We start from the raw sequence: 25,458 nt of genomic DNA on the forward strand, positions 1-25,458 counted from the left end.
TTTGTCTTCAGCAGCCAGAGGAGCACCCTTTAGGAATACAGCGCCGCGAGCTTTTCGGCGGTCCGGCCCCATGTGAAAGACTGAAGTACCATGCTGCGTCCGCTGCCGCCCAGGCTGCGCCGCAGCTCTTTGCTTTGGGCCAGTGTGACCAGATATTCCGCAAAACCTTCCGGGCGCCAGTAGTCATCCACCAGGTAACCATTTACCCCGTGCTTAATAATCTCGGGAATGCCGCCGATCTGCGAGGCGATGACCGGAAGCCCGGATGCCATGGCCTCGACGTTAACGAGGCCGAAGGCTTCGTGCCGCTGGGAGGGACAGACAAAGCAGTCGGCCATCCGGTAGATGCTGTGAATTTCGCTGTGGTTTTTGTTGCCGGTCCAGGTGACCGCTACCCTCAGCTTGGCGGCCTCGGCTTTCAGCTTCCGGATATATCCCTCCTTGCTCCGGCCTGCAATCACAAGATGCAGTGGGACCTGCTTGCTTGCGATTTGCGCGGCTTTCAGCAGAACGGGCACGCCTTTTCTCGGGATGATCCGTCCAGTGAACAGCACGGTGAAGACATCCCCGATTCCATACCGGCTGCGGGCCTGCGCCCGCTCAAAATCGGTTGGCGGACGGAACCGGTCGGTGTCGACACCAAGCTCGACCGTACGTATTTTGTGCGCTTGTGAGGGAAACCGTACGGACAGCTTTTGCTTTAGCGAAGCGCTGTTGGCGATAATCCACCATGCATGCTTCAGGCTCGCGGCAACGAGCCGTGTCGAAGGCACGAAAGTGAGCGAATGCAGAAACAGGGTTACTTTGGACTGGGGAACAGTCCGCTGAATAGCGGCCATATAGTGGGGACGGTTATCCACCTGGATGACGTCGTAAGTTTTCCCATGAATGAATCGAAGTACCGAAGCGAGGTAGACTTTGGAGCTGCCGGAACGGACCCTGACAATACGAACCCCCTCATCCGTGCTCTCCAGAGGCAATCCCGCGGAGGCTCTGCTTAAGACGGTTACCGCATGCTTCTTGGCAAGCTGCCTGGCGATGGATAAAATGCAGATTTCCACCGAGCCGCTGCCGGGAACAGGGAGCCGTTCGGGGGCTACGATCAGTATGTTCAAGCCGCTTTCCTCCCTTACAGCAAAGATGCTGATCCCCGCACCTGCTGCTTCAATTGATCCTTCTATTATTTATGCGTGCCCCCAGAAAGGAGTACGGGATGCCAGCCCAGAAACGGAACCTATTGTTCCGCTTGCGGGATGAATGTCCTGTCCAGTCCGCCGTGCCTTGCATACAATAAACAGGTTTTGCAAGCGCGTTACCATCAATTTTGAAGACAGGACAGGAGAGATCGGTGGATGGGGGAGAAGAACCGCACGGCAGTCGTCAGCAAGTGGATTAAAACGAAAGTGCTGCTTGGCAGCAAGGAAGTCCGGCCGTTTATGCTCGATACCCGTAAAATCAGCAAAACCGACCTGAAGGAGATGCTCAAGTCGTACCGTATGGTCTATGTCAAACCGGAAAACGGCACCCACGGCAAAGGGGTGATTCGGGCGGAACAGCTGGAGAACGGAGATTATACGTATCAGGTGGAGACGGTGAAAAAGACATTCAGCAGCTATGATCCGTTCTATCAATCGCTGCAGAAACTGACCGGGAAGCGAAGCTACCTGATTCAAAAGGGGATTCACCTGGTAAAGTACCGTAAGCGTCGTTTCGATATCCGGGTGATGGTCCAGCGACGTCCTGGAGGAGATTGGGAGGCGACCGGTTTGATCGGAAGAGTCGCCCGCGAAGGCAAAATCGTGACCAATTATCACAGCGGGGGCACGCCGATGGATGTCAAAACGCTGCTCGGGGCCCATTTAAATGAGAAAGAGACGGCTAAAGTCATCCAATCCCTGAACAAGCTCGGGGTGACTACCGCAAAGCATCTGCACAAGAAGTACCCCGGTTTCCGGCAAATCGGCCTGGACATCGGCTTTGACCGGACGTGGACGCCGTGGATCATTGAGGTGAACACAAAGCCCGATCCGTACATTTTTAACCAGCTGAAGGACAAATCCATGTATCGTAAAGTGATGAAGTTCAGACAGGCTTGGAAGTAAGCAAGCATCCACCGGATGCCGTTTATATGCATTATATGCGGGGAAGGGCTCGGCTGAAGCGCCGGCCTTCTTTTTTTGTAAAGCGCTCGTCATCGACGGCTTCCCCGAATGTTAAAAATGCAGCCTTTGTCCTGCGATTGTACCCGCGGCCAAGGCTGCTTTTACCGTTTTAGGGCGTTTGCCCAACCTCCCGTTCAAAACCGACGATCCAATCACCCTGGACCGCGGCATAACCCTCATCTCCTTCGGCAACCAAGCCGTACAGATGCTTCACGTCCAAATATTCCTTCCGCTCCCCGTTATCAAATTCCAAGGTGATGTAATAGTACGTTCTGGAGGAGCCGCTGGAATTGACAAAGCCGCTGCCATTATCATGATGGCTGCCGCTATGATGGCGGATGTCCATCCGTTTGGAAATGACGCGGGCGTACACGGATGACCGGGGCGTACGGGCATTTTTGAAATAACGGGCACCATTCATAATGAAGCTGGCAACGATGATGATGAACACGATGCCGAAAATAAAGGGGAAAATTCTAAACATAAAATCGAAGAAGTCAAAGCCTCCTCCGCCAAAGGGCGGTGGCCCGGGAGTCACCATAACGTTATTCTCCTTTCATGATGCCGGTTTGGTGTGCATTCAACCGGACATTGTGTAGAACGCGTAAAACGAAGGAAAGTTGTCGATTATCGGCAAAAAATACGGCGATTGTATGATTCAAGGTCCGCTTCCATCTCTATATCTGCTATGCTAGTATTTGGAAAATAAGATGATAGGGGGAGCTGCTATGCCAGAATCAAACCGTGAGCCGATCATCTCCATCCAAGGACTCGAAATGAACTATGGGGGAAAGCAGGTTCTGAAGGGCATCAACCTGGATGTGTATGAAGGGCAAATCATCGGATATATCGGCCCGAACGGCGCGGGAAAAAGTACGACGGTCAAAATCATGCTGGGACTGATCAAAGGCTACAGCGGCCGGGTTCGCATCTTCGGCAAGGATATTTCGGACGGAGAGGTAGAGTATAAGGCCAAGATCGGCTATGTTCCGGAGATCGCCGAGATGTACGATAGCTTGACCGCTCAGGAATATCTGACGTTCGTTGGCGAGCTGTACGGTCTTGAGCGGCGGCTTGCCGATCACAAGGCGCAGCGGCTGATGGAGCAGTTTGGCTTGGAAGAGGTGTACTTTAACCGGATCTCCTCTTTAAGCAAAGGCATGCGCCAGAAGGTACTGTTAATCTCAAGCCTCCTGCATAATCCTGACATCCTTTTTTTGGATGAGCCGCTCAGCGGACTGGATGCAAACAGCGTTATGGTGGTGAAGGAAATGCTGGCGAGCCTTGCAGCCGAAGGCAAAACGATCTTTTATTCGTCTCATATTATGGAGGTTGTGGAGAAGATCAGCAGCCGGATCGTTTTGCTGAATGAAGGGAACGTTGTCGCCGACGGCAGCTTCGAGCAGCTGCAGGAACAGCTGCATGAAGGAACACTGGAAGAGATTTTTACAGAGCTGACCGGGTATCATGAGCATAAAGATACGGCAGCCCGAATCGTGTCCATTGTAAAAGAGGTACAGCGATGAATGATTTCAAAACGCTGATTCTGCTGGACCGCTGCAAGGGTTTATTCGAAAAGGCAGGGATGGATTATGTGCAGATGCGCCGTATACTACAGGTCAAACTCACGATGGATGGCCGCCGGGCGCCGACACTCATCGGTAAAACTTCCCGATCTGCTGATCCTGATGAGCTGTCGAACCAATTTCTTAAGTCGCTGTGGATCTATGCCGTGATGGGGGCGGTCATGACGCCGTTCGTGGTCATGGGTCACAACCTTATTTTTCAGATGAGCATCGTATTCGGTATCTTGATGTTTATGATCACGACGTCGATGATTTCCGACTTCTCCTCCGTATTGCTGGACGTTCGGGACCATACCATTTTGGGTTCCAAACCGGTGAACGCTAAGACGATCAATATGGCTAAGGCCATTCATATCATGATTTATTTGTTTTTTATTACAGGCTCGATTACGGCCGCACCGCTCGTTGGTGTCCTGTTCCGTTATGGTATCTTGTTCTTTTTGGTATTTGTGCTGGAGATCGTACTGATGGATCTGCTGATCGTCGCGATAACGGCATTGTTGTACTGGCTCGTCCTCCGCTTCTTCGACGGAGAAAAGCTGAAGGACATCATCAATTATGTGCAAATCGGCCTCACGATGGTCATGGCGGTTGGTTATCAGCTCATCGCCAGAGTGTTCAATTTAGTGGATCTGCAGATCGGGTATGAAGCCCAATGGTGGCATGTATTTCTGTTCCCGGTCTGGTTTGCGGCTCCGTTTGAATGGCTGTTCGGTGGACATAGGGGAGAGGCGATCATCGTTTTCAGCCTATTGTCGGTCCTCCTGCCGCTCCTGGCCGTATGGATTTATGTTCGGATGATCCCTTCGTTTGAAGCCAATTTGCGGAAACTGTCCACCCAGACTGCCCGCAAGAAGGGAAGGGGCGGACGGTGGCCGGATGTTCTGGGGCGCTGGATCTGCAGAAGCCGGGAGGAGCAGGTGTTTTTCCGCTTTGCGCTCGGCATGATCCGGAAGGAGCGGGATTATAAACTAAAGGTGTACCCTTCGCTGGGACTCTCGCTCATCTTTCCGTTTATTTTCATGTTTAATACGTTTAATTCGGGCAGCAGCTGGGAGGAGATTCGTGCAGGCAACTCTTATTTGTTTATGTATTTCTGTGCCGTGATGATCCCCAGCGCCGTCATGATGCTGCAGTACACCAGCACGCCGAAAGGGGCGTGGATTTTCAATACCGTACCGCTGCGTAATCATGAGCCTGTCTATAAAGGCACGCTTAAAGCATGCATTGCTCAGCTTATTTTGCCGATTTTCGTTGTGGAGAGCATGATCTTTACGGTGATATTCGGCGTCAGGATCCTGCCGGATCTGCTGGTCATACTCGTTATGACCCTGCTGTATACCGTGATCAGCTTCCGGCTGATGGGTTTGGAGATGCCGTTTACCGAACCCGCTCAGGCAGGAACGCAATCCGGAAGGACCGGCCTGATGCTCCTACTTTTTTTAATATTGGGGGCCATGGCAGGGCTTCATTTTGCACTCCGTTTCTCGACTTACGGAGTATATGTGCTGATGGCTGTGGCCTTGATCGCCAATATTGCCGCATGGAAACTGGCCTTCCGTAACCTTTAAGCTAAGGGCCGGAATATATTCAGCAAGCGGTCTTCTATCAAGCTGTACATAAGCGGCTCCGCCAATGCGGCGGAAGGCCGCTTTTTAATGCCCAAAATCGCTATTGACATCCCAATTGAGAACCAATATCATTTAGATATTTAATTGATACTGATTCTCAATATCAATAATAATTACATAGCAGAGAGGGAGATTGTGTTCATGAAGACATTCCGGTTAAAAAGGGGGCTGTTCGCCCCGTTCATCATGTGCTGCCTCATCGCTTTATTCACTGCAGGCTGCAGTACGGGGGGAGAAGCCAAGGAAGGAGCTGCGGCACAGGCTGGCAGCGGAGATTCAAGCACACCGGCCCAACAGGAAGAGGTGCGCACGATCCAACACTCGATGGGAACCGCCGAGATGAAAGGGACGCCGAAAAACATCGTCGTTCTGGAATGGACGTACGCGGAGGATTTGATTGCACTGGGCATTCAACCCAAAGGTGTCGCCGACGTGGAAGGGTATAAGAAATACGTGAACGCCCAGCCGGGGCTGTCGGCGGACGTCATCGATGTAGGTACGCGGCAGGAGCCCAGTCTGGAGCTGATTACAAGCCTCAAACCGGACCTGATTATCGCGGAAAATTTCCGCGTGAAGGATACTTACGAGCAGCTAAAGGCGATTGCGCCGACCGTAGTTTTTGATAACTACTCCAAAGAAGCTTCCCAGGATCAATACGCCACGATGGAAAATTCCTTCCGGACGATTGCCGATATCGTCGGCAAGAAAGAAGAAGGCGAGAAGGTGCTCGCTGACGTGCAGGCCACCTTTGACGATGCCAAAGCGAAGCTGAAGGCCGCGGGCAAAGAACATGTGAAATACGCTTTGATTCAAGGCTTTTCGAATCAGGATGCGGCGGTCATGCTGCTGTACTCGGACAACTCGATTGCTGCAGGCGCGCTGAAGCGTGCGGGCTTCGAGAATGCCTATCAGCCTAATCCCCTTCCGGAGGACGGCTACGCCCAGACGACAGTGGAATCGCTGGTACCTGTACAGGATGCCAATCTGCTGTACGTCGTTCAGGACGATGATAACATTATCGAGAAGCAGATGAAGAACAATGCCGTCTGGAACGGCTTGCATTTCGTCAAGGAACAACAAACGTATTCTCTCGGCGGCGATATGTGGGTATACGGCGGCCCGCTGTCGGCGAAAATCCTGGTCGATAAGACGGTCAGCCTGCTGACGCAATGAAGCCGGTAATGGAGCCGGTGACGGAACCGGTGGCTGCCGTAAGGCCGGAAAACCGCCGAATCAGCCTGAATCTGCTGGTGTTTGCCGGGGGAGGTGTTCTTCTGGTGATCCTTCTGGTGCTGAGCCTGACGCAAGGGGAGCTTCATATTCCGCTTCGTACGGTGTATGAGGCGATCGTTCACCCGGAAAACATCGCGGAACACCAGACCATTCGCGGCCTGCGGCTGCCCAGAGCCGTCATGGGCATATTGGCTGGTGCCGCCCTGGCTGCGGCAGGCGCCCTGCTGCAGACGGTGACGCGGAACGCCCTGGCGGAAGCGGGAACCTTCGGCATCAATGCCGGCGCTTATTTTGCCGTGGTGCTGTGCACGATCTTTATGCCGTCCCTGATTCATTCGTCACCGCTTATCACGGCTTTGCTCGGCGGCTGCCTGGGCGCAGGGCTGTCTTACCTGCTGGCTGGGGCAAGCCGGAGCACGCCGGTCCGGATGGCGCTCTCCGGCATGATCGTGTCGCTGGTGCTCGCCTCGTTCACCGGCGCGCTCCAGCTGCTGTTTGAGAACGAGACGAATGGGCTGTTCGTCTGGGGCTCGGGTTCGCTGAACCAGAACGATTGGCACGGAGCGGCCTACAGCTGGCCGTGGGTGACCGGCGTCCTCGTTCTGGCATGGCTGTTCCGGCGCCAGCTGGACCTGCTGGAGATGGGGGACGAGACCGCCCAGGCGCTGGGCCAGCGGGTCGGGCTGGCCCGCACCGCCGCACTCGCCGCGGCGGTCCTGCTCGCCGGGGTCACCGTCAGCGTGGTGGGCCCGATCGGTTTTGTGGGGTTGATCGCCCCGCATCTCATCCGCTTGCTCGGGATGCGGCGGCATGCGCTGCTCATTCCAGGCAGCGCGTTATGGGGCGCGGTCATCCTGCTGGGTGCCGACGCCATTGCCCGGTTGTTCCGCGGCACGCTCGGTGAGCTGCCGGCGGGGGCCGTCACGGCGCTGTTCGGCGCGCCGTGGCTGATCTGGCTGGCGCTGCGGGCCAGCCGCACGGCTGCGGCGGACGGCGGAGGCGGGATGAGCGCCGGCGTGCTGCATAAGCGCCCGCCGTACCCGCTGCTGCTTGCCGCCATGATGGTGCTGATCCTGCTGGCATCGGTCATCGGCATATCGGCAGGCAGCCTGCGCATCCCGCTGGACGATACGCTCGCGGTCCTGAGCGGCGGCGGGGAGGCGATGTATCGCAATATCATCCTTGATATGCGTCTGCCCCGCCTGCTGGTATCGCTGCTGGCCGGAGCCGGTCTCGCCGTGGCCGGCGTCATGCTGCAGAGCACCGTCCGCAATCCGCTGGCGGATGCCTCGGTGGTGGGCGTCACCTCCGGCGCGGGCGTTGGGGCGCTGCTGCTGATCGTGCTCTTCCCGGCCGCCTCCGGCGGATGGCTGCCGGCTGCGGCCATCGTGGGCGCTGTGGGCGCAGCAGCCGTGGTGGGCGTGCTGTCCTGGCGGAAGGGGCTGGAGACCAGCACGCTGACGCTGGTCGGCATCGCCGTGTCGGCGGCCTGCGCCGCGGCGATCCAGTTCCTGGTCATCCGCTCCGGTATGGGGGCTGCTCCGGCGCTGGCCTGGCTGGCCGGCACCGTCTATGCCCGCGGCTGGAGCGATTTGATCAGGCTGGCGGCGCTGCTGATCGTCCTGCTTCCGGCGGCCTGGCTGATCGGCCGCCGGGCGGACCTGCTGGGATTCGGCGATGCCGTATCCCAGGGGCTTGGCCTGGCGCTGACGCGGGCCCGGCTGCTCACAGCGCTGATCGGCGTGCTCATCGCGGCCGCCGTCGTTCAGGCCGTTGGCACGGTCGGTTTCGTCGGCCTGCTGGCCCCGCACGCCGTCCGCCTGCTGACCGGGCATCATACCCGGCGCGCGGTCGTGCTGTCGGCGCTGCTCGGGGGCCTGTTGATGGTCATATCCGATATCGTCGGCAGGCTGCTGATCGCCCCCAAGGAAATTCCGGTCGGTCTTGTCGCAGCGGTCATCGGAACGCCTTACCTGCTCTTTCTGATGTTCCGCTCCAACCGGCTCAGGAAATAGCCTTCCGCCCCGGCTCCCTTCGCCTCAGCTGGAATAAGCTGGGGAGAAGGGGGTGAGACGCATGACGACATCCAAACATTATTCGGCTGCCAAGAAGTATATGAACCGCCGGGTAAAGATCAAGACGAAGTACGGAAGCACGTTCTACGGTAAGATCGTCAAGGTCAGCAGTTCCAAGGTATACCTGAAGGTTTCCTCGGTCTCGAGCAGTCCCGGAAAGGCGCATATCTCGTTTTTTCCTTTCATTCTGCCGCTCGTACTGTTTGATCTGCTGGTGATTGTGCTGGCGGACGGCCGTCACCATCATGTTCCGCATCCACACTATCCACACGGTCCGTATCCCGGCCCATACCGTCGTCTTTAATCGGACTTGTTTCTGCGGCTAACAACCGTTTACACCAGGCGGATTTCGACAAAATGGCTGGTAAATGTTATCCTTTTGTCGTAATTTCATACAAAAAATGAAGCCGCACGCATGCCGTATTAAAGCGCTCTACATCCGGCAGCTGCGGGTTTCCCGCTTTGGAAGGCCCCCGAAAGGGGGCTTTTTTATATTTCCGGCACTTGGCACTATTTCTCACTTTGATTCTGTCCCTCAGAAGTAGTACATTATTAATTGAAATCATAAGGAGGTTTCCGAATTAATGTTCTATGAAGACAATGAGAATTTGAGCATCATGACCTACACCTTGAATAGCGGCATTAAAGGAACTGTACCTTTATCCAATAAGCAGATTCAGGAATGGATCGAGTGCTATCGCACAGATGCGAAATTCATCACAGCGATCGGTAAGGAGTTTTTTGGCCTGAATCCGGAGCTGGTCGCCGATTTTAAAGTGCATAATCGGTTCTCCAATTACGCTGAACTGATCAAGCCCGTGGTTCCTTCTTCGGAGTCCGACAACACGGATCAGCTGTCGAAGGCGTACGAAGAAAACCGGGTGTACTTCAAGGTCGATTGCAAATGCGGTACGACTTACACGACCTTTTCCCAATACTACACGACCAAATGGTATTGTTCCAAGTGCAAGGAAATCGTATTTTTGGACAAGAAGAAGGGCAGAGTGCCGACCGATAAGGGCGATGCCTGGTACATGACCAATAAATACTATGTGGCACGGGACTAGCATGATTTCACGAACGAGCCTGAAGCAGGCAACATATATAGAGGAACTGAAGAATTGGACGGCTGCGCCGAAAGGTGCGGGCGTCTTTTTTGTGCTTGAAGGGCCTCATTTTTTAATATTTTGTGACTAATTTCACAAAATCAACGATTTGGGCTTTGTATTGTGACATTTATCACAATATTCGGATTCAAAGTCTGCCATGATACAGGAAGAAACGATGAAGCCAAGTTATCGGAACCTGTTAGGCGGGTTTTAAGAATAACGACAGGAAAGAGGGAAGAGACGATGGATGTAGTTATGCTGTCACGTATCCAGTTTGCCGCGACGACGATTTTTCACTTTTTTTTCGTGCCGCTGTCCATTGGACTGGTGTTCACGATCGCGATCATGGAAACGATGTATGTCGTCAAAGGCAAAGAAGAGTACAAACGAATGGCTAAATTTTGGGGGAAGCTGTTCCTGATCAACTTCGCCGTCGGCGTGGTGACGGGGATTTTGCAGGAGTTCCAGTTCGGCATGAACTGGTCGGCTTACTCCCGCTTTGTGGGTGACGTGTTCGGGGCGCCGCTGGCGATCGAAGCGCTGCTTGCGTTTTTCCTCGAATCGACGTTTATCGGCCTGTGGATTTTCGGGTGGGAGCGTCTGTCCAAAAAGGTCCACATGATCTGCATCTGGCTGGTCGCGTTCGGCACGGTGATGTCGGCGTTCTGGATTTTGGCGGCCAACTCCTTTATGCAGCGTCCGGTCGGTTATACGATCCATAACGGCCGTGCGGAGATGAACGACTTTCTAGCTTTGATTACGAACGGCCAGCTGCTGCTGGAGTTCCCGCACACGATTCTGGCGGCTTTTATGACCGGGGCCTTTGTGGTCACCGGGGTCAGCGCTTATAAGCTGCTGAAGAAACAGGATACCGCCTTTTTCAAAAAATCTTTTGCCATCGCGGTGATCATCGGGCTTGTGTCCTCGATCGGCGTGGCACTGGTGGGCCACCAGCAGGCGCAATATTTGGTGAAGACCCAGCCGATGAAAATGGCTGCGACCGAAGCGCTCTGGGAAACGAGCAGCGATCCCGCGCCGTGGACGGTCACCGCATTTATCGATACGAAAAATCAGACCAATACCGGGGAATTTCAAATTCCCTACCTGCTCAGCTTCTTGTCTTACAGCAAGTTTTCCGGCGAAGTGACGGGGATGAAGGAGCTGCAGTCCCAATATGAACAGCAGTACGGCCCCGGGGATTACATTCCTCCGGTGCGCACGACCTTCTGGAGCTTCCGCATCATGGTGGCCAGCGGCTCGCTGCTGATTGTGCTCAGCTTGTATGGCGCCTATCTTGCGGCACGCAAAAAGCTCGACAACCGCAACACCTGGTTTATGCGCCTGATGCTGTTTGCCATTTCGCTGCCGTTTGTCGCCAATACGTCGGGCTGGATCATGACGGAGATTGGACGCCAGCCTTGGACCGTATTCGGTCTGATGACGACCGCCGACGGGGTGTCGCCGAGCGTCACGGCCGGCCAGGTATTGTTCTCCATCATTGCTTTTACGGCCATTTACGCCATTCTGGCGGTGGTCATGGTGTATCTGTTCGTCCGCGTCATCAAAAAAGGACCGTACGCCGACAACGCTGCTCATTCGAATGAGTCGGCCGATCCATTTGATAAGGGGGGAGTTCCGCATGCTGTCTCTCAATGAGCTGTGGTTTGTCCTTGTAGCTGTTCTGTTTATCGGGTTTTTCTTTCTGGAGGGTTTTGACTTCGGGGTCGGGATGTCCACGGGCATTCTGGCCAAAAACGATACGGAGCGCCGGGTGCTGATCAATTCGATCGGCCCCTTCTGGGATGCCAACGAGGTGTGGCTGCTGACGGCCGGCGGCGCGATGTTCGCCGCATTCCCGAACTGGTACGCGACGCTGTTCAGCGGATTTTACACGCCGCTCGTGCTCCTGCTGCTCGCCCTGATCGGGCGCGGGGTGGCTTTTGAATTCCGCGGCAAGGTGCAGACCGCAGCTTGGAAAAAAACGTGGGATGTCGTCATCTTCATCGGCAGTCTGCTGCCGCCGCTGCTGCTCGGCGTCGTCTTCGCCGACCTGATCCGGGGGCTGCCGATCGACCAGGCGATGGAGATGAAAGCCGGATTCTTCGGCGACATCGTCAACCTGTATTCCGTGGTCGGCGGGCTCACCATGGTAGTGCTCTGCCTCGTGCACGGACTGATGTTTACGACGCTTCGGGTCACCGGCGACCTGCAGGTGCGGGCCCGCCGCTTGGCGGAGGTGCTGCTTGCCCCGCTGGCGGTACTGATTGCGGCGTTCGGGGCGATGACCTATTTCGAAACGGACATTTTTGAGGGCCGTGCCTTCCTGCTGACCGTCATGGGCGTGGTGATCGTCGCCGCTTACGTGCTGGCCGCCGTTTTCATCGCCAAGCGCCGTGACGGCTGGGCATTCGGCATGACGGGCGCCGTCATTGCGCTGACGATTGCCTTCTTCTTTGCCGGACTGTTCCCGAACGTCATGATCAGCTCGATCGATCAGGCGTTCAACCTGACGCTGACCAACGCCGCATCGGGTCCGTATTCCCTGAAAGTCATGACGATCGTGGCTTTATCCCTGCTGCCGTTCGTGCTTGGCTATCAGATTTGGAGCTATTTCGTCTTTCATAAACGGGTTCACGAGCAGAGCCATCTGGAGTACTGAGCACGATGGATAAGCAGCTGCTGGGTTACAAAGGGATAAAGCCCGTTTTCGCCGTCATGCTGCTCCTGACGGTTTTGCAAGGCGTCTCCATCCTGATGATGGCCAAGGGGCTGGCAGAGGCCGTGTCGGCTCTGTTCGCCGGGGCGCCGCTATCCGGGCAGACCGGCAGGATCTCGATGTTCCTGGGTGCTTTCCTGCTCCGGCACGGGCTCGGACTGCTGCAGCAGAAAATCGGCAGCGCATTTGCGGACCGCACCGCTGCCGATGTCCGGGGGCGGGTGCTGCGCAAGCTGTTCCGGCTCGGCCCGCGGTTTGCGCGAACCGAAGGCACGGGCCATCTGGTCACGCTGGCGCTCGAAGGGACGGAGAAGTTCCGCAAATACCTGGAGCTGATCCTGCCCCGGATGGCAGGCATGTCCATCATTCCTTGGCTGATTCTGGCCTACGTCTTTTTCCGCGACATCACGTCCGGCGTCATTCTGCTGGTCTCCATGCCGATCCTGATCGCCTTCATGATCCTCATCGGGCTGGCGGCCCGCAAGCAGGCCGAGAAGCAGATGGACACCTTCCGGGTGCTGTCCAACCACTTCGTCGATTCGCTGCGCGGCCTGGAGACGCTGAAGCTGCTGGGGCAGAGCCGGGAGCACGGCGCATCGGTAGCCAAGGTGAGCGACCGCTACCGGAGGGCGACGATGCGCACGCTGCGCGTCGCCTTCCTGTCCTCGTTCGCGCTCGACTTCTTTACGATGCTGTCGGTGGCCGTCGTCGCCGTCGGCCTTGGCCTGCGGCTTGTGAACGGCCAGCTTGAGCTGGTCACCGCGCTGACGGTGCTGATCCTGGCGCCGGAATATTTCCTGCCCGTCCGGCAGGTCGGTACGGATTTCCATGCGACGCAGGACGGCAAAGAGGCGGGCGCCGTGATGCAGTCCATCCTGGACCGGCCGGCGGAAGAGCCGGCTGATTCCGACGGAGCGCCGGGTCCGGGCGTCGATTGGCGCTGGTCGCCGTTCAGCCGGCTGACGCTGTCGGGGGTGACCGTGCAGCACCAGGCTGAGGCGTACGGTTCAGCACCGGAGACGGATGGTGCGGAACGCGGACGGGAGGCTGGGGCTGACCGGCCAGCTGAGGGCTGTACGGATGGGTCCGGGCAGGAGCAAGGGCAGGGGCAGCGCCCCCAGAGCCCTCAGAACCCTCAGAGCCCTCGTTCCTTGGATGGCGCGTCCTTTGAGGTTCAGGGCATGCCGACCATCGGCATCATCGGCGCCAGCGGTGCAGGCAAATCCACGCTGATCGACGTGCTGGGCGGGTTCCTCGCACCCGATGCAGGCGAGATTTGCCTGAACGGGACGCCGGTCGGTTCGCTGGCCGGTGAAGCGTGGCGCAGCCAGATCACTTACATCCCGCAGAATCCGTATCTGTTCAGCTGCTCCCTGCTGGACAACATCCGGTTCTACTCGCCGGAGGCGTCCCGGGAGGAAGCGCTGCAGGCTGTGGAAGCGGCCGGCCTTGCCGGGCTGGTCCGCAGTCTGCCAAGTGGCCTGGATGAGCCGATCGGCGAGGGCGGGCGCCAGCTGAGCGGCGGGCAGGCGCAGCGCGTGGCGCTCGCCAGGGCTTTTCTGAGCGACCGGCCGATTATTTTACTGGATGAGCCGACGGCCCATCTCGATATTGAAACCGAGTATGAACTGAAGCAAACGATGCTGCGCCTGTTCCGGGGCAAGCTTGTTTTTCTGGCCACCCACCGCCTGCACTGGATGCCCGATATGGACCGTGTATTGGTGATGGACCACGGCAGAATCGTTGAGGAGGGCACCCATTCGGGGCTGCTCGGCAAGGGCGGGGCGTATGACGCTTTGATTCGATCGCAAATGGAGGGAGTAAGGTGAGAAAAGAAGGATGGATATTACCGTACATCCGGGCCCACTGGGGACGCTGCCTGCTGATTATCGGGCTTGGCAGTCTCGCGCTGCTGTTCGCGGCAGGCCTGATGTTCACCTCCGGACTGCTGATCTCCAAATCGGCGCTGCGCCCGGAGAACATTCTGATGGTATACGTGCCGATCGTGCTCGTCCGCACGTTCGGCATCGGGCGGGCCGTCCTGTTCTATGGCGAGCGGCTGGCGGGCCATGATACGGTCCTTCGGATCGTATCCTCCATGCGCGAGCGGCTGTACCGGATCCTGGAGCCGCAGGCGCTCTGGATCCAGTCGCGGTTTCGCGCCGGAGACGTATTGGGCGTGCTGTCCGCCGACATCGAGCATCTGCAGGATGTGTATTTGCGGACCGTGTTTCCCGGAGCGTCGGCGCTGGTCATGTACGCGGCAGCCGCAGCGGCGGTGGGCCGCTGGGATCTTCGCTTTGCCCTGGTCCTGGCGTTGTATATGTTCATCCTGGTCGGCATTCTGCCGTGGCTATCCCTGCTGATGACCAAGGCCCTAACGAAGCTGGCCAAAACACAGAAAGCCGGCATGTACCGGCAGCTGACCGATGCCGTGCTGGGCATGGGCGATTGGGTGATCAGCGGCCGGGAGGCCCATTTTCTGGCGGCATACGAGGCGAAGGCCGGGGAAGCCGCCCGAACGGATGCGAAGCTCCGCGGCTGGGTACGCTTCAGACAATTGGCCGGCCAGTGCGTTGTCGGCCTGATCCTGCTGGCGGTGCTGGTCTGGGCGGCAGGAATGTATGCCGACGGGAAGCTGCCGGCCGTGCTGATCGCAGCCTTTGTGCTGGTCGTGTTCCCGGTGACGGATGCGCTGCTCCCGGTCTCGGAAGCCGTGGAGCATCTTCCCCGCTACCGGGATTCCCTGCGGCGGCTCTCGGATTTGGAAGGGGAGGAGTCTAACGTGAATGGATACGGAAACGGACAGGTGAGCGGGGATCAAGCCGCGGCGATGGCCGGCGGCGCCGTTCATATTCGGGTGGAACGCGCCGGCTTTCGCTATGAAGGCGATTCGTCCTGGACACTTCGGGACATATCCCTCGATATTCCGCAGGGCAAAAAGGTCGCCATCATCGGCCGCAGCGGTGCGGGCAAATCGACCCTGCTTAAGCTGCTGGAAGGGGCGCTTACCCCTAGCGAAGGCGAGGTCACGCTGAACGGCGTTCCGGCCGCGGCGATCGGGGAGCATATGCCCCATATCGTTTCCTTGCTGAACCAGAATCCGCATCTGTTCGATACGAGCGTGGCCAACAATATCCGGCTCGGCAGCCAGGACGCCGGCGAGGAGGATATCGTGCGGGCCGCCCGGCAGGTGAAGCTGGACCGGCTGATCGAATCGCTGCCGGACCGCTACCATACCCGGATGCACGAGACCGGTCAGCGGTTCTCCGGAGGCGAGCGCCAGCGGATCGCTTTGGCCCGGATTTGGCTGCGGAACAACCCGGTGGTCCTGCTGGACGAACCGACGGTTGGCCTGGACCCCCGGACAGAGAATGAGCTGATCCGGATCATGCTCGATTCGCTGCAGGGGAAGTCGCTGATCTGGGTGACGCATCATTTGGCCGGAGCGGAACACATGGACGAAATCGTGTTTATGGAGGACGGCAGGATCGTGATGCGCGGCAGCCATGCCGAGCTGATGGAGAACGAGCCCCGCTACCGCAGCTTGTACCAGCTGGACCGGCCGGAGGCGCTGCTGATCAAGGCCAATTAAGCGGCTGTGGAAGGCTAGCCATGCATAAAAAAACCGGACTGGTGCATCCTACCACTTGGGCAGTTTTTTGCAATTAAAGGAGGTGCACCCGGACATGACGAATCACAACGATCAAGAGCCTAGCAAATACGAAGTCCAAAGAACCGAGCTGAACAAAATGCCGGTACCGGACAAACAAAGAGAAGAGTTCGCCAAAGAAATGGTGAAGGACGCTAAAGAAGCGTTCAGCCAGCAGCCAACCCAGGATAACGAATAATCGGCCCTCGGGCTTTGGCCAAAAGACCATTTTCCATTTATAGCAGCGATATGACGTCGGGACGCCTTAAGGAGATCGTGAAGATCGGGGGCGTCCCGCCTGTTTTTGTGCAAAATACTTGACTGCACGTTCAAGAAAATGTTATCCTCACATCAGGATCAAGAAAGGGGCGTTTACGGTATGGGCAGACATAAGGAATTCGACCAGGAGAAAGCCATCGACCAGGCGCTGGACCTGTTCTGGGAGAAGGGCTACGAGAGCACCTCAATCCAGGATTTGTGCGATCATCTCGGGATTCACCGGGGCAGCTTGTACGATACGTTCGGCGACAAGCACGAGCTGTTTTTGGCCTGCCTGGACCGTTTCAGCGCAAGGACGGACGAGAATTACAACTATATTTTAAAAGAGGACAGCGACTCGCCCAAGGAGCAGCTGGAGCGTTATTTTTCCAGAGTGATGGACGTTTCGCTGAGTAACGCGGCCCGTGGGCGCGGCTGCCTCATGACGAACACGACCCTGGGAGCGGTAGCTTATGTCCCGAACGTCGCCAGCCGGATCGATGCGCACTATATGCATACAGAAGGGCTGCTGTTCAGCTTCTTGATGCGGGCGCAAAACAAAGGGCTGGTGCGAAGCAAGCAAAGTCTGCGCCAGCTGGCCCGTTTTTTGAACGGCGTCAAGCAGGGCGTCCATGTCATGGCCCGGACGACGGCTGATCGCGGCGTACTGGAGGATATTTGTGCCGTCGCGGTGTCTACGGTTTTTTAAAGATAAATAGAAATGGGGAAGTTTTCAGCGAGTCTGGACCCTATTTTTTTGAGATTTTCTTGAACGAGCGTTCAGATAAATGCAGTTACAGCACCGGCTGCTTCTCCCTTTTGTAGGGAGGAGGCCGATTTTTAACCCTTTTTCTTGAACGAACATTCCAATAAAAGTGAGGGTAATCATATGAAACGCATGCTTTGGATCATTTTAATGATGTCGATCGGGGCGACGTTTACGTCCCCGTTATTTCCGCTCTATCAGGAGCGTTACCATTTAAGCAGCCTGCAGATCACGATTTTGTTTGCGGTATACGCCTTGTTCCTGCTGCCGTCACTGCTGGTCTCCGGATCCCGGGGAAGCGGTTGGGGGCTCAAGCGGGTGCTCCGGATCAGCATATGGATCTCCATTCTTGCCACTCTGGTATTTATGGGCAGTCAGCAGGCATGGCTCGTGTATGCCGCAAGGATTCTGGAGGGGATCGCTTACGGGACGTTTACCGGTACCGCGGTGGCGTTTCTGCTGAAGCAGACGCCGGGTGATAAAATCCCGCTGGCCATCACCTTATCGGGTATAACGGTCTCGGTCGGATTCGGTCTCGGTCCGGCTTTGACGGGACTGGTCATTCAGTATCTGCACTTGATGCCGCTGCGCGTTCCTTTCTGGCTGTTGACGGCATTATTGGTGACCGCGTGGATGGCTCTGGAAACGTTAAAGGATGCCGATTTTCTGGCTCAAAAAGGCAAGCCGAAAGCAGCACCTGCACCGATATCGCTGGGAGTGCCGTCCGAGATCAGCCCGCATTTCTGGTCGTTCAGCGCCCTGCCGATCTTTACGCTGTTTACGCTGAATGGTATTATTTTGTCCCTGATTCCTTCTTTTGTGAAAAGCGTGCTCCATTCATCCAACTTGTCCGTCTCCGGCCTGCTGATCCTGTTGCTGCTTGGAGGAGGGGCCCTGCTGCAATTGTTGCCGCTGGCGAGCGAACCGGTTACCCGTCTTCGGCTGGGCATCGCGCTGCTGTCGATCGGGGCATGGCTGGTCGTATTCTCAGGATCCACCGGAAGCATCGTTCTGCTGTGGATCGGGGTACTGGTTCAAGCCCTTGGCAGCGGCTGGACGTTCCAAATCAGCTTGCGTCTGGCTGGTGAGCTGCCGCACGCCGAGGCTCGGTCAAAGGTCATCACGACCTTTTACCTTGCCGGCTATGCCGGGTTTATCGTACCGGTTGTCGGCACCGGCGTGTTGACGTACTTTTTCGATCTGCATGTGTCGCTCGTGGTGCTGAACACGCTGGCCTCGCTGTTGGTGCTGTATATGCTCGGTTATTCCGTCCGCTTCCGGCGTTATTACGCCGCGAGAAAGCAGGAGGAAATCCGGCTGGCACGCTCCAAAGCCAAACCTGCCGCCGCAGGGGCAGACCGAGGGGCAATGACAAGCTGAGGGGAGTATGGTGAGAGAAATAAAAAAAGTCGAGTAGGCCAGGAAGATTCCTGACCTTAACTCGACTTTTTTTCTATCTCTAACTATTCCTTCGGATGAATCATTTCCTCCGGACGCACGACCGCGTCGAACTGCTCTTCGGTGAGTAGGTTGCTCTTCAGGGCCGCTTCTTTCAGCGTCAGGCCTTCCTTGTGTGCCAGCTTGGCGACCGCGGCGGCGTTTTCGTAGCCGATGTGCGGATTGAGTGCCGTCACGAGCATGAGCGACTGATTCAGGTTGCGCTCGATGACTGCGCGGTTTGGTTCGATGCCCACGGCGCAATGATCGTTGAATGAGCGCATGGCGTCGCCCAGCAGGCGGGCGGACTGCAGGAAGTTATAGATGATGACCGGCTTGAACACGTTCAGCTCGAAATTGCCTTGGCTCGCCGCGAAGCCGATCGCTGCATCGTTGCCCATAACCTGGCAGACGACCATCGTCAGTGCTTCGCTCTGCGTCGGGTTGACCTTGCCCGGCATGATGGAGCTGCCCGGTTCATTGGCCGGGATCGTCAGCTCGCCGATGCCGCAGCGCGGACCGCTGGCCAGCCAGCGCACGTCGTTGGCGATTTTCATGAGATCAGCGGCAAGCGCTTTCAGCGCGCCGTGAACATAGACGATCTCGTCATGGCTCGTGAGCGCGTGGAATTTGTTTTCTGCCGATGTGAACGTTTTGCCGGTCAGCTTGCTGATATTGGCTGCCGTCATCTCGCCGAACTTCGGATGGGCGTTAATCCCGGTTCCTACCGCGGTCCCGCCGATTGCCAGCTCGCGCAGGGACTCCAGGCTGCTGCGGATCATGCCTTCGCTTTTCTCCAGCATCCGGTGCCATCCGCTGATTTCCTGTCCCAAGGTCAGCGGAGTCGCGTCCTGTAGGTGGGTCCGGCCAATCTTGATAATATCCATAAACTGCTCGCTCTTCGCCCGGAAAGTCTCCTTCAGCTTCACCAGGGAAGGCAGGACTTGATCCTCCACGGCGATCAGGGCGGCAATATGCATAGCGGTCGGGAAGGTGTCATTGGAGCTTTGCGACTTGTTGACGTCATCGTTCGGGTGGATACGCTGGTCGCTGCCTTGTTCCTGAAGCAGCTGGTTCCCCCGGTTGGCGATGACCTCGTTTACGTTCATGTTGGACTGGGTGCCGCTTCCGGTCTGCCATACGGCGAGCGGAAAATGATCGTCCAGTTTGCCGGCAATCACTTCGTCGGCCGCTGCGACGATAGCGTCGGCTTTTTCTGCATTCAGCTTGCCGAGCTCTTTATTGGCGAGAGCTGCGCTTTTCTTGAGGATGGCGAATTCACGAATCAGCTCAAGGGGCATTTTCTCCGTGCCGATTTCAAAATTTTCAAAGCTGCGCTGGGTTTGCGCCGCCCAAAGCTTGTCCGCCGGAACCTTGATCTCGCCGATGGTGTCTTTCTCAATTCTGAATTCCAATTGTGTTTCCTCCTTCTCCACTTCTATGAAAAATAGGTCTTCCTGATATGAAATATATCATAATCCGGGGACCAGGAGAAAACAGATTTCACCCGAAACCAGTTTGGACCTGTCCGGCCCCAATCCGCATGCCTCTTCGTAAAGATGAAATACATTTTACAAACTCCGCCATCCCGTTTAACAATCGGCTCCTATAATGGGGACATGCTAGAATCCTTTAAAGGAGTGAATGATGAATGAAACGCAGTAAACGTCTGGTTCAAACCGCTTTCTGCCTGAGCGCGGCGGCAAGTTTAATTTTTACGGGCTCGGTCAGCGCCCAAGGAAACTCGAAAGCTCCATCGCCCAATGCGGGCAAAGCTAAAAACGTGATCCTGTTTGTCGGTGACGGCATGGGCACCGCAGCTCGCGATGCCATCCGTCTGAGCACGGTTGGCGTTAACGGCAAGCTGCAAATGGACGATATGCCATATGTTGGACTTCTTCGTACCCATTCCACAACTACGGTCACCGACTCCGCTGCAGCGGCAACGGCGATTGCCAGCGGCGTGAAGACTTACAATGGAGCCGTCGGCGTGGACGCCAACAAAAAACCGGTCAAAACGCTGCTTGAAATCGCCAAGGAGAAAGGCAAATCCACGGGCCTGGTGACGACGAGCCAAATTACCGACGCAACGCCTGCAGCATTCGCATCGCATGTGGAGGACCGCTCGAAGCAAAGCGATATCGCCAAGCAATACTTGGAGAAAAAAGTAGACGTCCTGCTGGGCGGCGGTGAGGATTTCTGGTACCCGCAAGGTACGCCGGGGCCGCATCCGGACCAGCCTGCTGAAGATCCGTCGGAAGGCAGCAAGGGCACTCAGGGCAACCTGGTGGAGAAAGCCAAGCAGCTCGGATATCAATTTGTAACGAACAAAGAAGAGCTGAGCAAAGCGAAGAACGGCAGAATTCTCGGCCTGTTCGCCAATGAAGAAATGTTCCAGCAAAGAGAGGAAGGACAAGGCGACCTGTACAACCCGACGGTACCGCTTGTGGATATGACGAAAAAGGCGCTCGATACACTCTCTACGAATAAAAAGGGCTTTTTCCTGATGGTGGAGGAAGAAGGTACGGACGAAATGGCGCATGAAAATAACGCCAAGCTGACGATCAAAGCCGGCCAGGAGCTGGATAAAGCGGTAGGCGTCGCCAAGGAATTCGCGAAAAAGCATCCTGACACGCTGGTGCTTGTGCTGGCCGACCATGAGACAGGCGGTTTGACAATTGAAGAGCCGGATGACAAGGACGAGTCCGGAGACGGCATCTCGAAGGAAGACGGTCCGTTCGCCATCGCGAACTCGAAGAATCAGTTCTATGTGGACTGGACGACTTCCGGCCACTCCGGCGTGGACGTGCCGCTGACGGCTACGGGCAGCGGAGCCGAGCTGTTTGCAGGCGTCTACGAAAACACGTATGTGCATGATGCCATTTTGAAAGCTTGGGGAATCAAGAAGTAACGAATCGTTAAAAGGAATCATAAATCTATTGTTTCAAAGCCGCAGTTTGCAGGATGGCGAAAGTCCCTGCAGCTGCGGTTTTTTGGTATTTCGGGGCCCGCCATAATGTACATAAGATGTCACCTCCAGGGGATGATAACAGAGTTCGACCAATACGGTGGAGGGAATCATTTATGGCACAGAATCAAGGCTCCCAGACGAAAGAAAAGAAACTGAAATGGTGGCAGCTGTCGCTCCTTGGGGTGGCCTGCACGGTCGGTACGGGTTTTTTTCTGGGCTCTCATATTGCGATCGAGATCGGCGGCCCTTCCGCTGTCGTTGCGTACGCCCTGGCGGCGTTCGGAGCCTACCTGGTCTATGACAAGCTGTCTCAAATGACAGCGGAGGATCCGATGGAGGGCTCGTTCCGCTCTTACGCCAAGAAGGCTTTCGGCCGGTGGGCAGGGTTCAGCAGCGGCTGGGTGTACTGGTCGTCGGAGCTGCTTATTATGGGGAGCCAATTAACGGCGCTTGCCTTGTTTTCGCGCTTTTGGTTTCCGCAGGTTCCGATGTGGTGCTTTGCGGCGGGGTACGGTGTTCTCGGGCTCCTTATTATTTGGATTGGAACCAAGGGATTCGAGCGAATGGAGAACATTTTTGCCGTGCTAAAAATTGCGGCGATCTTTATGTTTATGGTCATCGCCATTCTGGCGGTATCCGGCGTACTCCCGACCAAAGCTCACGGTCCCGCCTTTCCGCGGGATTGGGTACCGGGCGGGCTCACAGGATTTTGGGCGGCGCTCATTTTTGCTTTTTACGGATACGGGGGTCTGGAAGCGTTAGGTCTGATGACCATGAGGCTGAAGGAGCCCAAAGACGCGCCGAAGGCTGGCAAAGTGATGCTGCTGCTGTTAGTGTCCATTTATGTCATTTCCATCGGACTGGCGCTTATTCTCGAGCCATGGAAATCCTATGCCGCCGAGGAGAGCCCGTTTGTGGTGGCTCTTGTCGATTATAAACTTCCGTTTGTGCCGCATTTGTTTAATGCGGTCCTCATTATTGCCGGCTTCTCGACGATGACGGCCTCGCTGTTTGCGGTGACGACGATGATCGTTACGCTGGCCAGCGATGGGGACGCACCGCCCTTTTTCATTAAGGGCAAGAAGAAGGAAGGCAAAAAGCCCCTGCCGGCCATCGGTCTGACGGCTGTGGGGCTCCTCGCTTCCGTGGTATCCGCTCTGCTGATGCCGAAAAGCGTATATGAGTACATTACGACGGCTGCGGGCATGATGCTGCTGTATAACTGGATGTTTATTCTCGTCACGTCCGGCAAGCTGCTGGAGCTGACCGGATGGGGCAAAGCCAAGAGGTATATCGGCATGGCGCTGATCACCCTGACACTGATCGGAACGCTGTTTCATAAAATCAGCCGTCCCGGTTTTTTCATCAGTCTCGGATTTATCGTCGTGATCGGCTGTGTTACGCTGGTCATGCGCCATTTCTGGAACAAGACTGATGGGTCGAAGAAGGGCTCGTACCATACCGAAGAGCACGCAGAGTCTGGCCCGAGAACGATCAGGACCCGAACAAAATTCGGTATGCCTCGTATCCGAAGTAGAGGCCGAATCCGATAAGCGAAATGCCGGAAATGACCGAAATCGCGCTGACCAGGCGCTGCGTAAGCACCCGCCGGAACATGCTGGCTACGATTGCCATCAGCACATCCCACAGCAGGAGGCCGGCCATGATGGCGCAGCTGTACAGGAACACCTCTTTGGCTTCGTACTTGGCGATCATGTCGGCGAGAACCGACCCGTAAATCCCCATCCAGAACAGGATAGACAGCGGGTTAGAGATGGACATGATAAAGCCGGCGCTGAAGGATTTCACATGCGATTCATTACTGCTGCGGGTTTCCATACCCGCTTTTCCTGCGGTCAGGAGGCTTTCTACGCCGATATAAGTCAGGATAAAAAAGCCGAACAGCAGCAGAAACGTTTTCATAAAAGGGATGTTAAGAAAATGAATGACCCCGAAATACACAAGCAGCATAAAAATTCCGTCGGCCACCATGGCCCCGAGGCCCACCAGCCACGCGTGTAAAAAGCCTCCGCGCAGCCCGCGGTCCATCTGTGCCGCATTGATGGGACCAATCGGAGCGGCCAGGGAAAGGCCAAGCAGGAAATGGCTGATCCATACACTCATTCAAAGAGAACCCCCTTCATCGGTCTGTCGCATTGTTACATCCTATGAGAGGGGCTCTGCTTGTACGACTAAAAAAGCAAATCTTGTCCGAAAAATAAAAGAGCCGTTATCCCATGCGGGATAGCGGCTTTGTATATGTACCCCGATCATGAGGCCCAATATCTTGGTGCTGCGCTTTGGGTCTAGAAGCTTAGGGCTGCTTGGCCGGGCTCCCGGACCGTTTGCCTTTGCGCGCCCGGCGCAGGAAGAGGGAAAAGAACAGGGCGGCGATAGCGAACCAGGTCGCCACGATAAAGGCGTCGTTAATCCCGTTGATGCTTGCATTCGACGACACCAGCCCCAGCACCGACTGCAGTGCCAGCGATACGCCGGTCTCGGCGGGAACCCCTGCGGTGGTGGCAACCTCCTGCCCAAGTGCAGCGATATCCTGCATGATGAACGGATTGTCTTCGTTGTAGAGCGTGGACGATTCCGCGATGTGAAAAGTGGTCCGCGTCGACATCACCGTCACCAGCAGCGCGGTCCCGATCGACCCGGCCACCTGCCGCATCGTATTGGACATCGCGGTTCCGTGGCTTCCGAGGTAGTAGGGAAGCTGGTTGAGTCCCTCGGTCTGTACCGACATCATGATCAGCGACATGCCGAAGCTGCGAATCGTGTAGAGCATCATCAGATGCGAATACGACGTAGCGTCGGTCAACCGGCTGAATTCAAAGGTCATGACCGCAGTGATGAGCAGCCCGATAATGGCCAGGGGCCGTGCGCCGATTTTATCGAAAATCGCTCCCGAGATCGGGGACATGATCCCCATCAGGATCGCCCCTGGCAGAAGGAGCAGGCCGGACTGGAGCGGGGTGAACCCGCGGATATTTTGCAGGTAAATCGGAAGCAGCAGCATCGCTCCGAACATCGTCATGTTGACGAGGCCGCCGACGACCGTCGAAACCGAGAAGATGTCGTACTTAAACACGCGGAAATCGAGCATCGGCGATTCCATGTTCAGCTCGCGCACGATAAACAGGATGATAAATATGGCGCCAACAATCAGCGAGCCAAGCACCGTAAAGCTGGTCCAGCCCTTGTCTCCGGCGGAGCTGAACCCGTACAGCAGGATCCCGAAGCCCAGGGTAGAGAAGACGACGCCCCAGAAGTCGAATTTCGGTTTGGTCAGGCGGTTGATGTTTTTCAGCCACTTCAGGGCGAACAGTATATCAAGAACGGCCAGCGGAATGACCATGAAAAACAGGATGCGCCACGTATAGTGCTCCACGATCCATCCCGATAACGTCGGTCCGATCGCCGGTGCGAACATCATGGCAATCCCCATCATGCCCATCGCGGTCCCGCGTTTTTCGGGCGGGAAAACCGTCAGGAACACGTTCATCACGACGGGCATAATGATCCCCGCCCCGCTGGCCTGCACAACGCGGCCGAACAGCATCAGCGGAAAGTTGGTGCTGACGGCGCAGAGCACCGCACCGATGGTGAATAGGCTCATGGCCGTAATAAAGAGCACCCGGGTCCCGTAGGACTCAATCAGAAAAGCCGTGACCGGAACGAGCACGCCGTTCACCAGCATGTAGGCGGTGGACAGCCACTGCACCGTCGTTGCGGACACGTTAAAATCGTTCATCAGGTGGGGGATCGCCACGTTCAGCAGCGTCTGGTTCAGGATGGAGACGAACGCCCCAAGCATGAGTACCGTCAACGTCCGCCCCAAGTGTATATTTTCCATTAG

At 56.4% G+C, this 25,458-nt stretch carries 21 protein-coding genes; 16 read left to right on the plus strand and 5 right to left on the minus strand.

Annotation, left to right across the window (positions count from 1 at the left end; translation table 11 throughout):
• Positions 1-29: 29 nt before the first annotated feature.
• Entirely contained in the window at positions 30-1,115 is a 1,086-nt protein-coding gene (locus tag MKY74_RS05265; protein ID WP_076171962.1) for a glycosyltransferase family 4 protein, read from the minus strand.
• Between the two features lie 237 nt (positions 1,116-1,352).
• Here MKY74_RS05265 and MKY74_RS05270 point away from each other — a divergent pair, with 237 nt between their 5' ends.
• The gene (locus MKY74_RS05270; RefSeq protein ID WP_076171959.1) at positions 1,353-2,102 is read left to right on the plus strand and encodes a YheC/YheD family protein; all 750 of its coding nucleotides are present in this window, start codon (positions 1,353-1,355) and stop codon (positions 2,100-2,102) included.
• A gap of 169 nt (positions 2,103-2,271) precedes the next feature.
• Here MKY74_RS05270 and MKY74_RS05275 read toward each other — a convergent pair whose 3' ends face one another.
• Entirely contained in the window at positions 2,272-2,700 is a 429-nt protein-coding gene (locus tag MKY74_RS05275) for a DUF2500 domain-containing protein (protein ID WP_432206615.1), read from the minus strand.
• Positions 2,701-2,890: 190 nt separating this feature from the next.
• On the opposite strand from MKY74_RS05275, the gene MKY74_RS05280 reads away from it, so the two are divergent.
• From MKY74_RS05280 to MKY74_RS05340, 13 genes are all read left to right on the plus strand, one after another.
• Positions 2,891-3,688, plus strand: a complete 798-nt coding sequence (locus tag MKY74_RS05280; protein ID WP_076171955.1) for an ABC transporter ATP-binding protein — start codon at positions 2,891-2,893, stop codon at positions 3,686-3,688.
• Positions 3,685-5,319, plus strand: coding sequence for a hypothetical protein (locus tag MKY74_RS05285; RefSeq protein WP_076171953.1), 1,635 nt, complete (start codon positions 3,685-3,687; stop codon positions 5,317-5,319). The genes MKY74_RS05280 and MKY74_RS05285 overlap by 4 nt, the downstream gene beginning before the upstream one ends.
• Positions 5,320-5,520: 201 nt before the next feature.
• Positions 5,521-6,552 carry an ABC transporter substrate-binding protein gene (locus MKY74_RS05290; protein ID WP_076171951.1) on the plus strand — a complete coding sequence of 344 codons (1,032 nt, stop codon included), beginning with the start codon at positions 5,521-5,523 and terminating at the stop codon, positions 6,550-6,552.
• Between the two features lie 8 nt (positions 6,553-6,560).
• Positions 6,561-8,627, plus strand: a complete 2,067-nt coding sequence (locus tag MKY74_RS05295; RefSeq protein ID WP_084203956.1) for an iron ABC transporter permease — start codon at positions 6,561-6,563, stop codon at positions 8,625-8,627.
• 61 nt (positions 8,628-8,688) lie between these two features.
• Positions 8,689-8,991: a hypothetical protein gene (locus tag MKY74_RS05300; protein ID WP_076171949.1), complete on the plus strand. Its 303-nt coding sequence runs from the start codon at positions 8,689-8,691 to the stop codon at positions 8,989-8,991.
• 280 nt (positions 8,992-9,271) lie between these two features.
• Entirely contained in the window at positions 9,272-9,754 is a 483-nt protein-coding gene (locus MKY74_RS05305) for a hypothetical protein (RefSeq protein ID WP_076171947.1), read from the plus strand.
• A gap of 285 nt (positions 9,755-10,039) precedes the next feature.
• On the plus strand, positions 10,040-11,452 hold the full coding sequence (locus MKY74_RS05310; protein WP_076171945.1) for a cytochrome ubiquinol oxidase subunit I: 1,413 nt from the start codon (positions 10,040-10,042) through the stop codon (positions 11,450-11,452).
• Entirely contained in the window at positions 11,436-12,455 is a 1,020-nt protein-coding gene (gene cydB, locus MKY74_RS05315) for a cytochrome d ubiquinol oxidase subunit II (RefSeq protein WP_076171943.1), read from the plus strand. The genes MKY74_RS05310 and cydB overlap by 17 nt, the downstream gene beginning before the upstream one ends.
• A 5-nt stretch (positions 12,456-12,460) precedes the next feature.
• Positions 12,461-14,341, plus strand: a complete 1,881-nt coding sequence (locus MKY74_RS05320; protein WP_076171941.1) for an ABC transporter ATP-binding protein/permease — start codon at positions 12,461-12,463, stop codon at positions 14,339-14,341.
• On the plus strand, positions 14,338-16,107 hold the full coding sequence (gene cydC, locus MKY74_RS05325; RefSeq protein WP_076171939.1) for a thiol reductant ABC exporter subunit CydC: 1,770 nt from the start codon (positions 14,338-14,340) through the stop codon (positions 16,105-16,107). Before MKY74_RS05320 ends, cydC begins: the two co-directional genes overlap by 4 nt.
• Positions 16,108-16,201: 94 nt before the next feature.
• Positions 16,202-16,363: a hypothetical protein gene (locus tag MKY74_RS05330; RefSeq protein WP_163881934.1), complete on the plus strand. Its 162-nt coding sequence runs from the start codon at positions 16,202-16,204 to the stop codon at positions 16,361-16,363.
• Positions 16,364-16,543: 180 nt separating this feature from the next.
• On the plus strand, positions 16,544-17,131 hold the full coding sequence (locus tag MKY74_RS05335) for a TetR/AcrR family transcriptional regulator (protein ID WP_076171937.1): 588 nt from the start codon (positions 16,544-16,546) through the stop codon (positions 17,129-17,131).
• A gap of 180 nt (positions 17,132-17,311) precedes the next feature.
• Positions 17,312-18,568: an MFS transporter gene (locus MKY74_RS05340; RefSeq protein WP_084203966.1), complete on the plus strand. Its 1,257-nt coding sequence runs from the start codon at positions 17,312-17,314 to the stop codon at positions 18,566-18,568.
• A gap of 83 nt (positions 18,569-18,651) precedes the next feature.
• Here the strand turns inward: MKY74_RS05340 and fumC are convergent, their stop codons facing one another.
• Complete coding sequence (gene fumC, locus MKY74_RS05345; RefSeq protein WP_076171931.1) at positions 18,652-20,040, minus strand: class II fumarate hydratase; 1,389 nt, start codon at positions 20,038-20,040, stop codon at positions 18,652-18,654.
• Positions 20,041-20,276: 236 nt separating this feature from the next.
• Here fumC and MKY74_RS05350 point away from each other — a divergent pair, with 236 nt between their 5' ends.
• A complete protein-coding gene (locus tag MKY74_RS05350) occupies positions 20,277-21,536 on the plus strand; it encodes an alkaline phosphatase (RefSeq protein ID WP_076171929.1) in 1,260 nt (419 codons plus the stop codon).
• Between the two features lie 173 nt (positions 21,537-21,709).
• Entirely contained in the window at positions 21,710-23,149 is a 1,440-nt protein-coding gene (locus tag MKY74_RS05355) for an amino acid permease (protein WP_076171926.1), read from the plus strand.
• Here MKY74_RS05355 and MKY74_RS05360 read toward each other — a convergent pair.
• A complete protein-coding gene (locus MKY74_RS05360; RefSeq protein ID WP_076171924.1) occupies positions 23,091-23,720 on the minus strand; it encodes a LysE family transporter in 630 nt (209 codons plus the stop codon). The genes MKY74_RS05355 and MKY74_RS05360 overlap by 59 nt on opposite strands.
• A 190-nt stretch (positions 23,721-23,910) precedes the next feature.
• The gene (locus MKY74_RS05365) at positions 23,911-25,455 is read right to left on the minus strand and encodes a DHA2 family efflux MFS transporter permease subunit (protein ID WP_076171922.1); all 1,545 of its coding nucleotides are present in this window, start codon (positions 25,453-25,455) and stop codon (positions 23,911-23,913) included.
• Between the last annotated feature and the right edge of the window lie 3 nt (positions 25,456-25,458).

The organism is Paenibacillus sp. FSL R5-0378 (assembly GCF_038009285.1).
GTDB lineage: Bacteria > Bacillota > Bacilli > Paenibacillales > Paenibacillaceae > Paenibacillus_AQ > Paenibacillus_AQ favisporus.

Coding starts and splice junctions, on each gene's coding strand:
- MKY74_RS05305 (WP_076171947.1), top strand. CDS start 9,272: ATGTTCTATGAAGACAATGAGAATTTGAGCATCATGACCTACACCTTG.
- MKY74_RS05300 (WP_076171949.1), top strand. CDS start 8,689: ATGACGACATCCAAACATTATTCGGCTGCCAAGAAGTATATGAACCGC.
- MKY74_RS05335 (WP_076171937.1), top strand. CDS start 16,544: ATGGGCAGACATAAGGAATTCGACCAGGAGAAAGCCATCGACCAGGCG.
- cydB (WP_076171943.1), top strand. CDS start 11,436: ATGCTGTCTCTCAATGAGCTGTGGTTTGTCCTTGTAGCTGTTCTGTTT.
- MKY74_RS05285 (WP_076171953.1), top strand. CDS start 3,685: ATGAATGATTTCAAAACGCTGATTCTGCTGGACCGCTGCAAGGGTTTA.
- MKY74_RS05270 (WP_076171959.1), top strand. CDS start 1,353: ATGGGGGAGAAGAACCGCACGGCAGTCGTCAGCAAGTGGATTAAAACG.
- MKY74_RS05290 (WP_076171951.1), top strand. CDS start 5,521: ATGAAGACATTCCGGTTAAAAAGGGGGCTGTTCGCCCCGTTCATCATG.
- MKY74_RS05355 (WP_076171926.1), top strand. CDS start 21,710: ATGGCACAGAATCAAGGCTCCCAGACGAAAGAAAAGAAACTGAAATGG.
- MKY74_RS05320 (WP_076171941.1), top strand. CDS start 12,461: ATGGATAAGCAGCTGCTGGGTTACAAAGGGATAAAGCCCGTTTTCGCC.
- MKY74_RS05280 (WP_076171955.1), top strand. CDS start 2,891: ATGCCAGAATCAAACCGTGAGCCGATCATCTCCATCCAAGGACTCGAA.
- MKY74_RS05350 (WP_076171929.1), top strand. CDS start 20,277: ATGAAACGCAGTAAACGTCTGGTTCAAACCGCTTTCTGCCTGAGCGCG.
- MKY74_RS05295 (WP_084203956.1), top strand. CDS start 6,561: ATGGAGCCGGTGACGGAACCGGTGGCTGCCGTAAGGCCGGAAAACCGC.
- MKY74_RS05330 (WP_163881934.1), top strand. CDS start 16,202: ATGACGAATCACAACGATCAAGAGCCTAGCAAATACGAAGTCCAAAGA.
- MKY74_RS05310 (WP_076171945.1), top strand. CDS start 10,040: ATGGATGTAGTTATGCTGTCACGTATCCAGTTTGCCGCGACGACGATT.
- MKY74_RS05340 (WP_084203966.1), top strand. CDS start 17,312: ATGAAACGCATGCTTTGGATCATTTTAATGATGTCGATCGGGGCGACG.
- MKY74_RS05360 (WP_076171924.1), bottom strand. CDS start 23,720: ATGAGTGTATGGATCAGCCATTTCCTGCTTGGCCTTTCCCTGGCCGCT.
- MKY74_RS05365 (WP_076171922.1), bottom strand. CDS start 25,455: ATGGAAAATATACACTTGGGGCGGACGTTGACGGTACTCATGCTTGGG.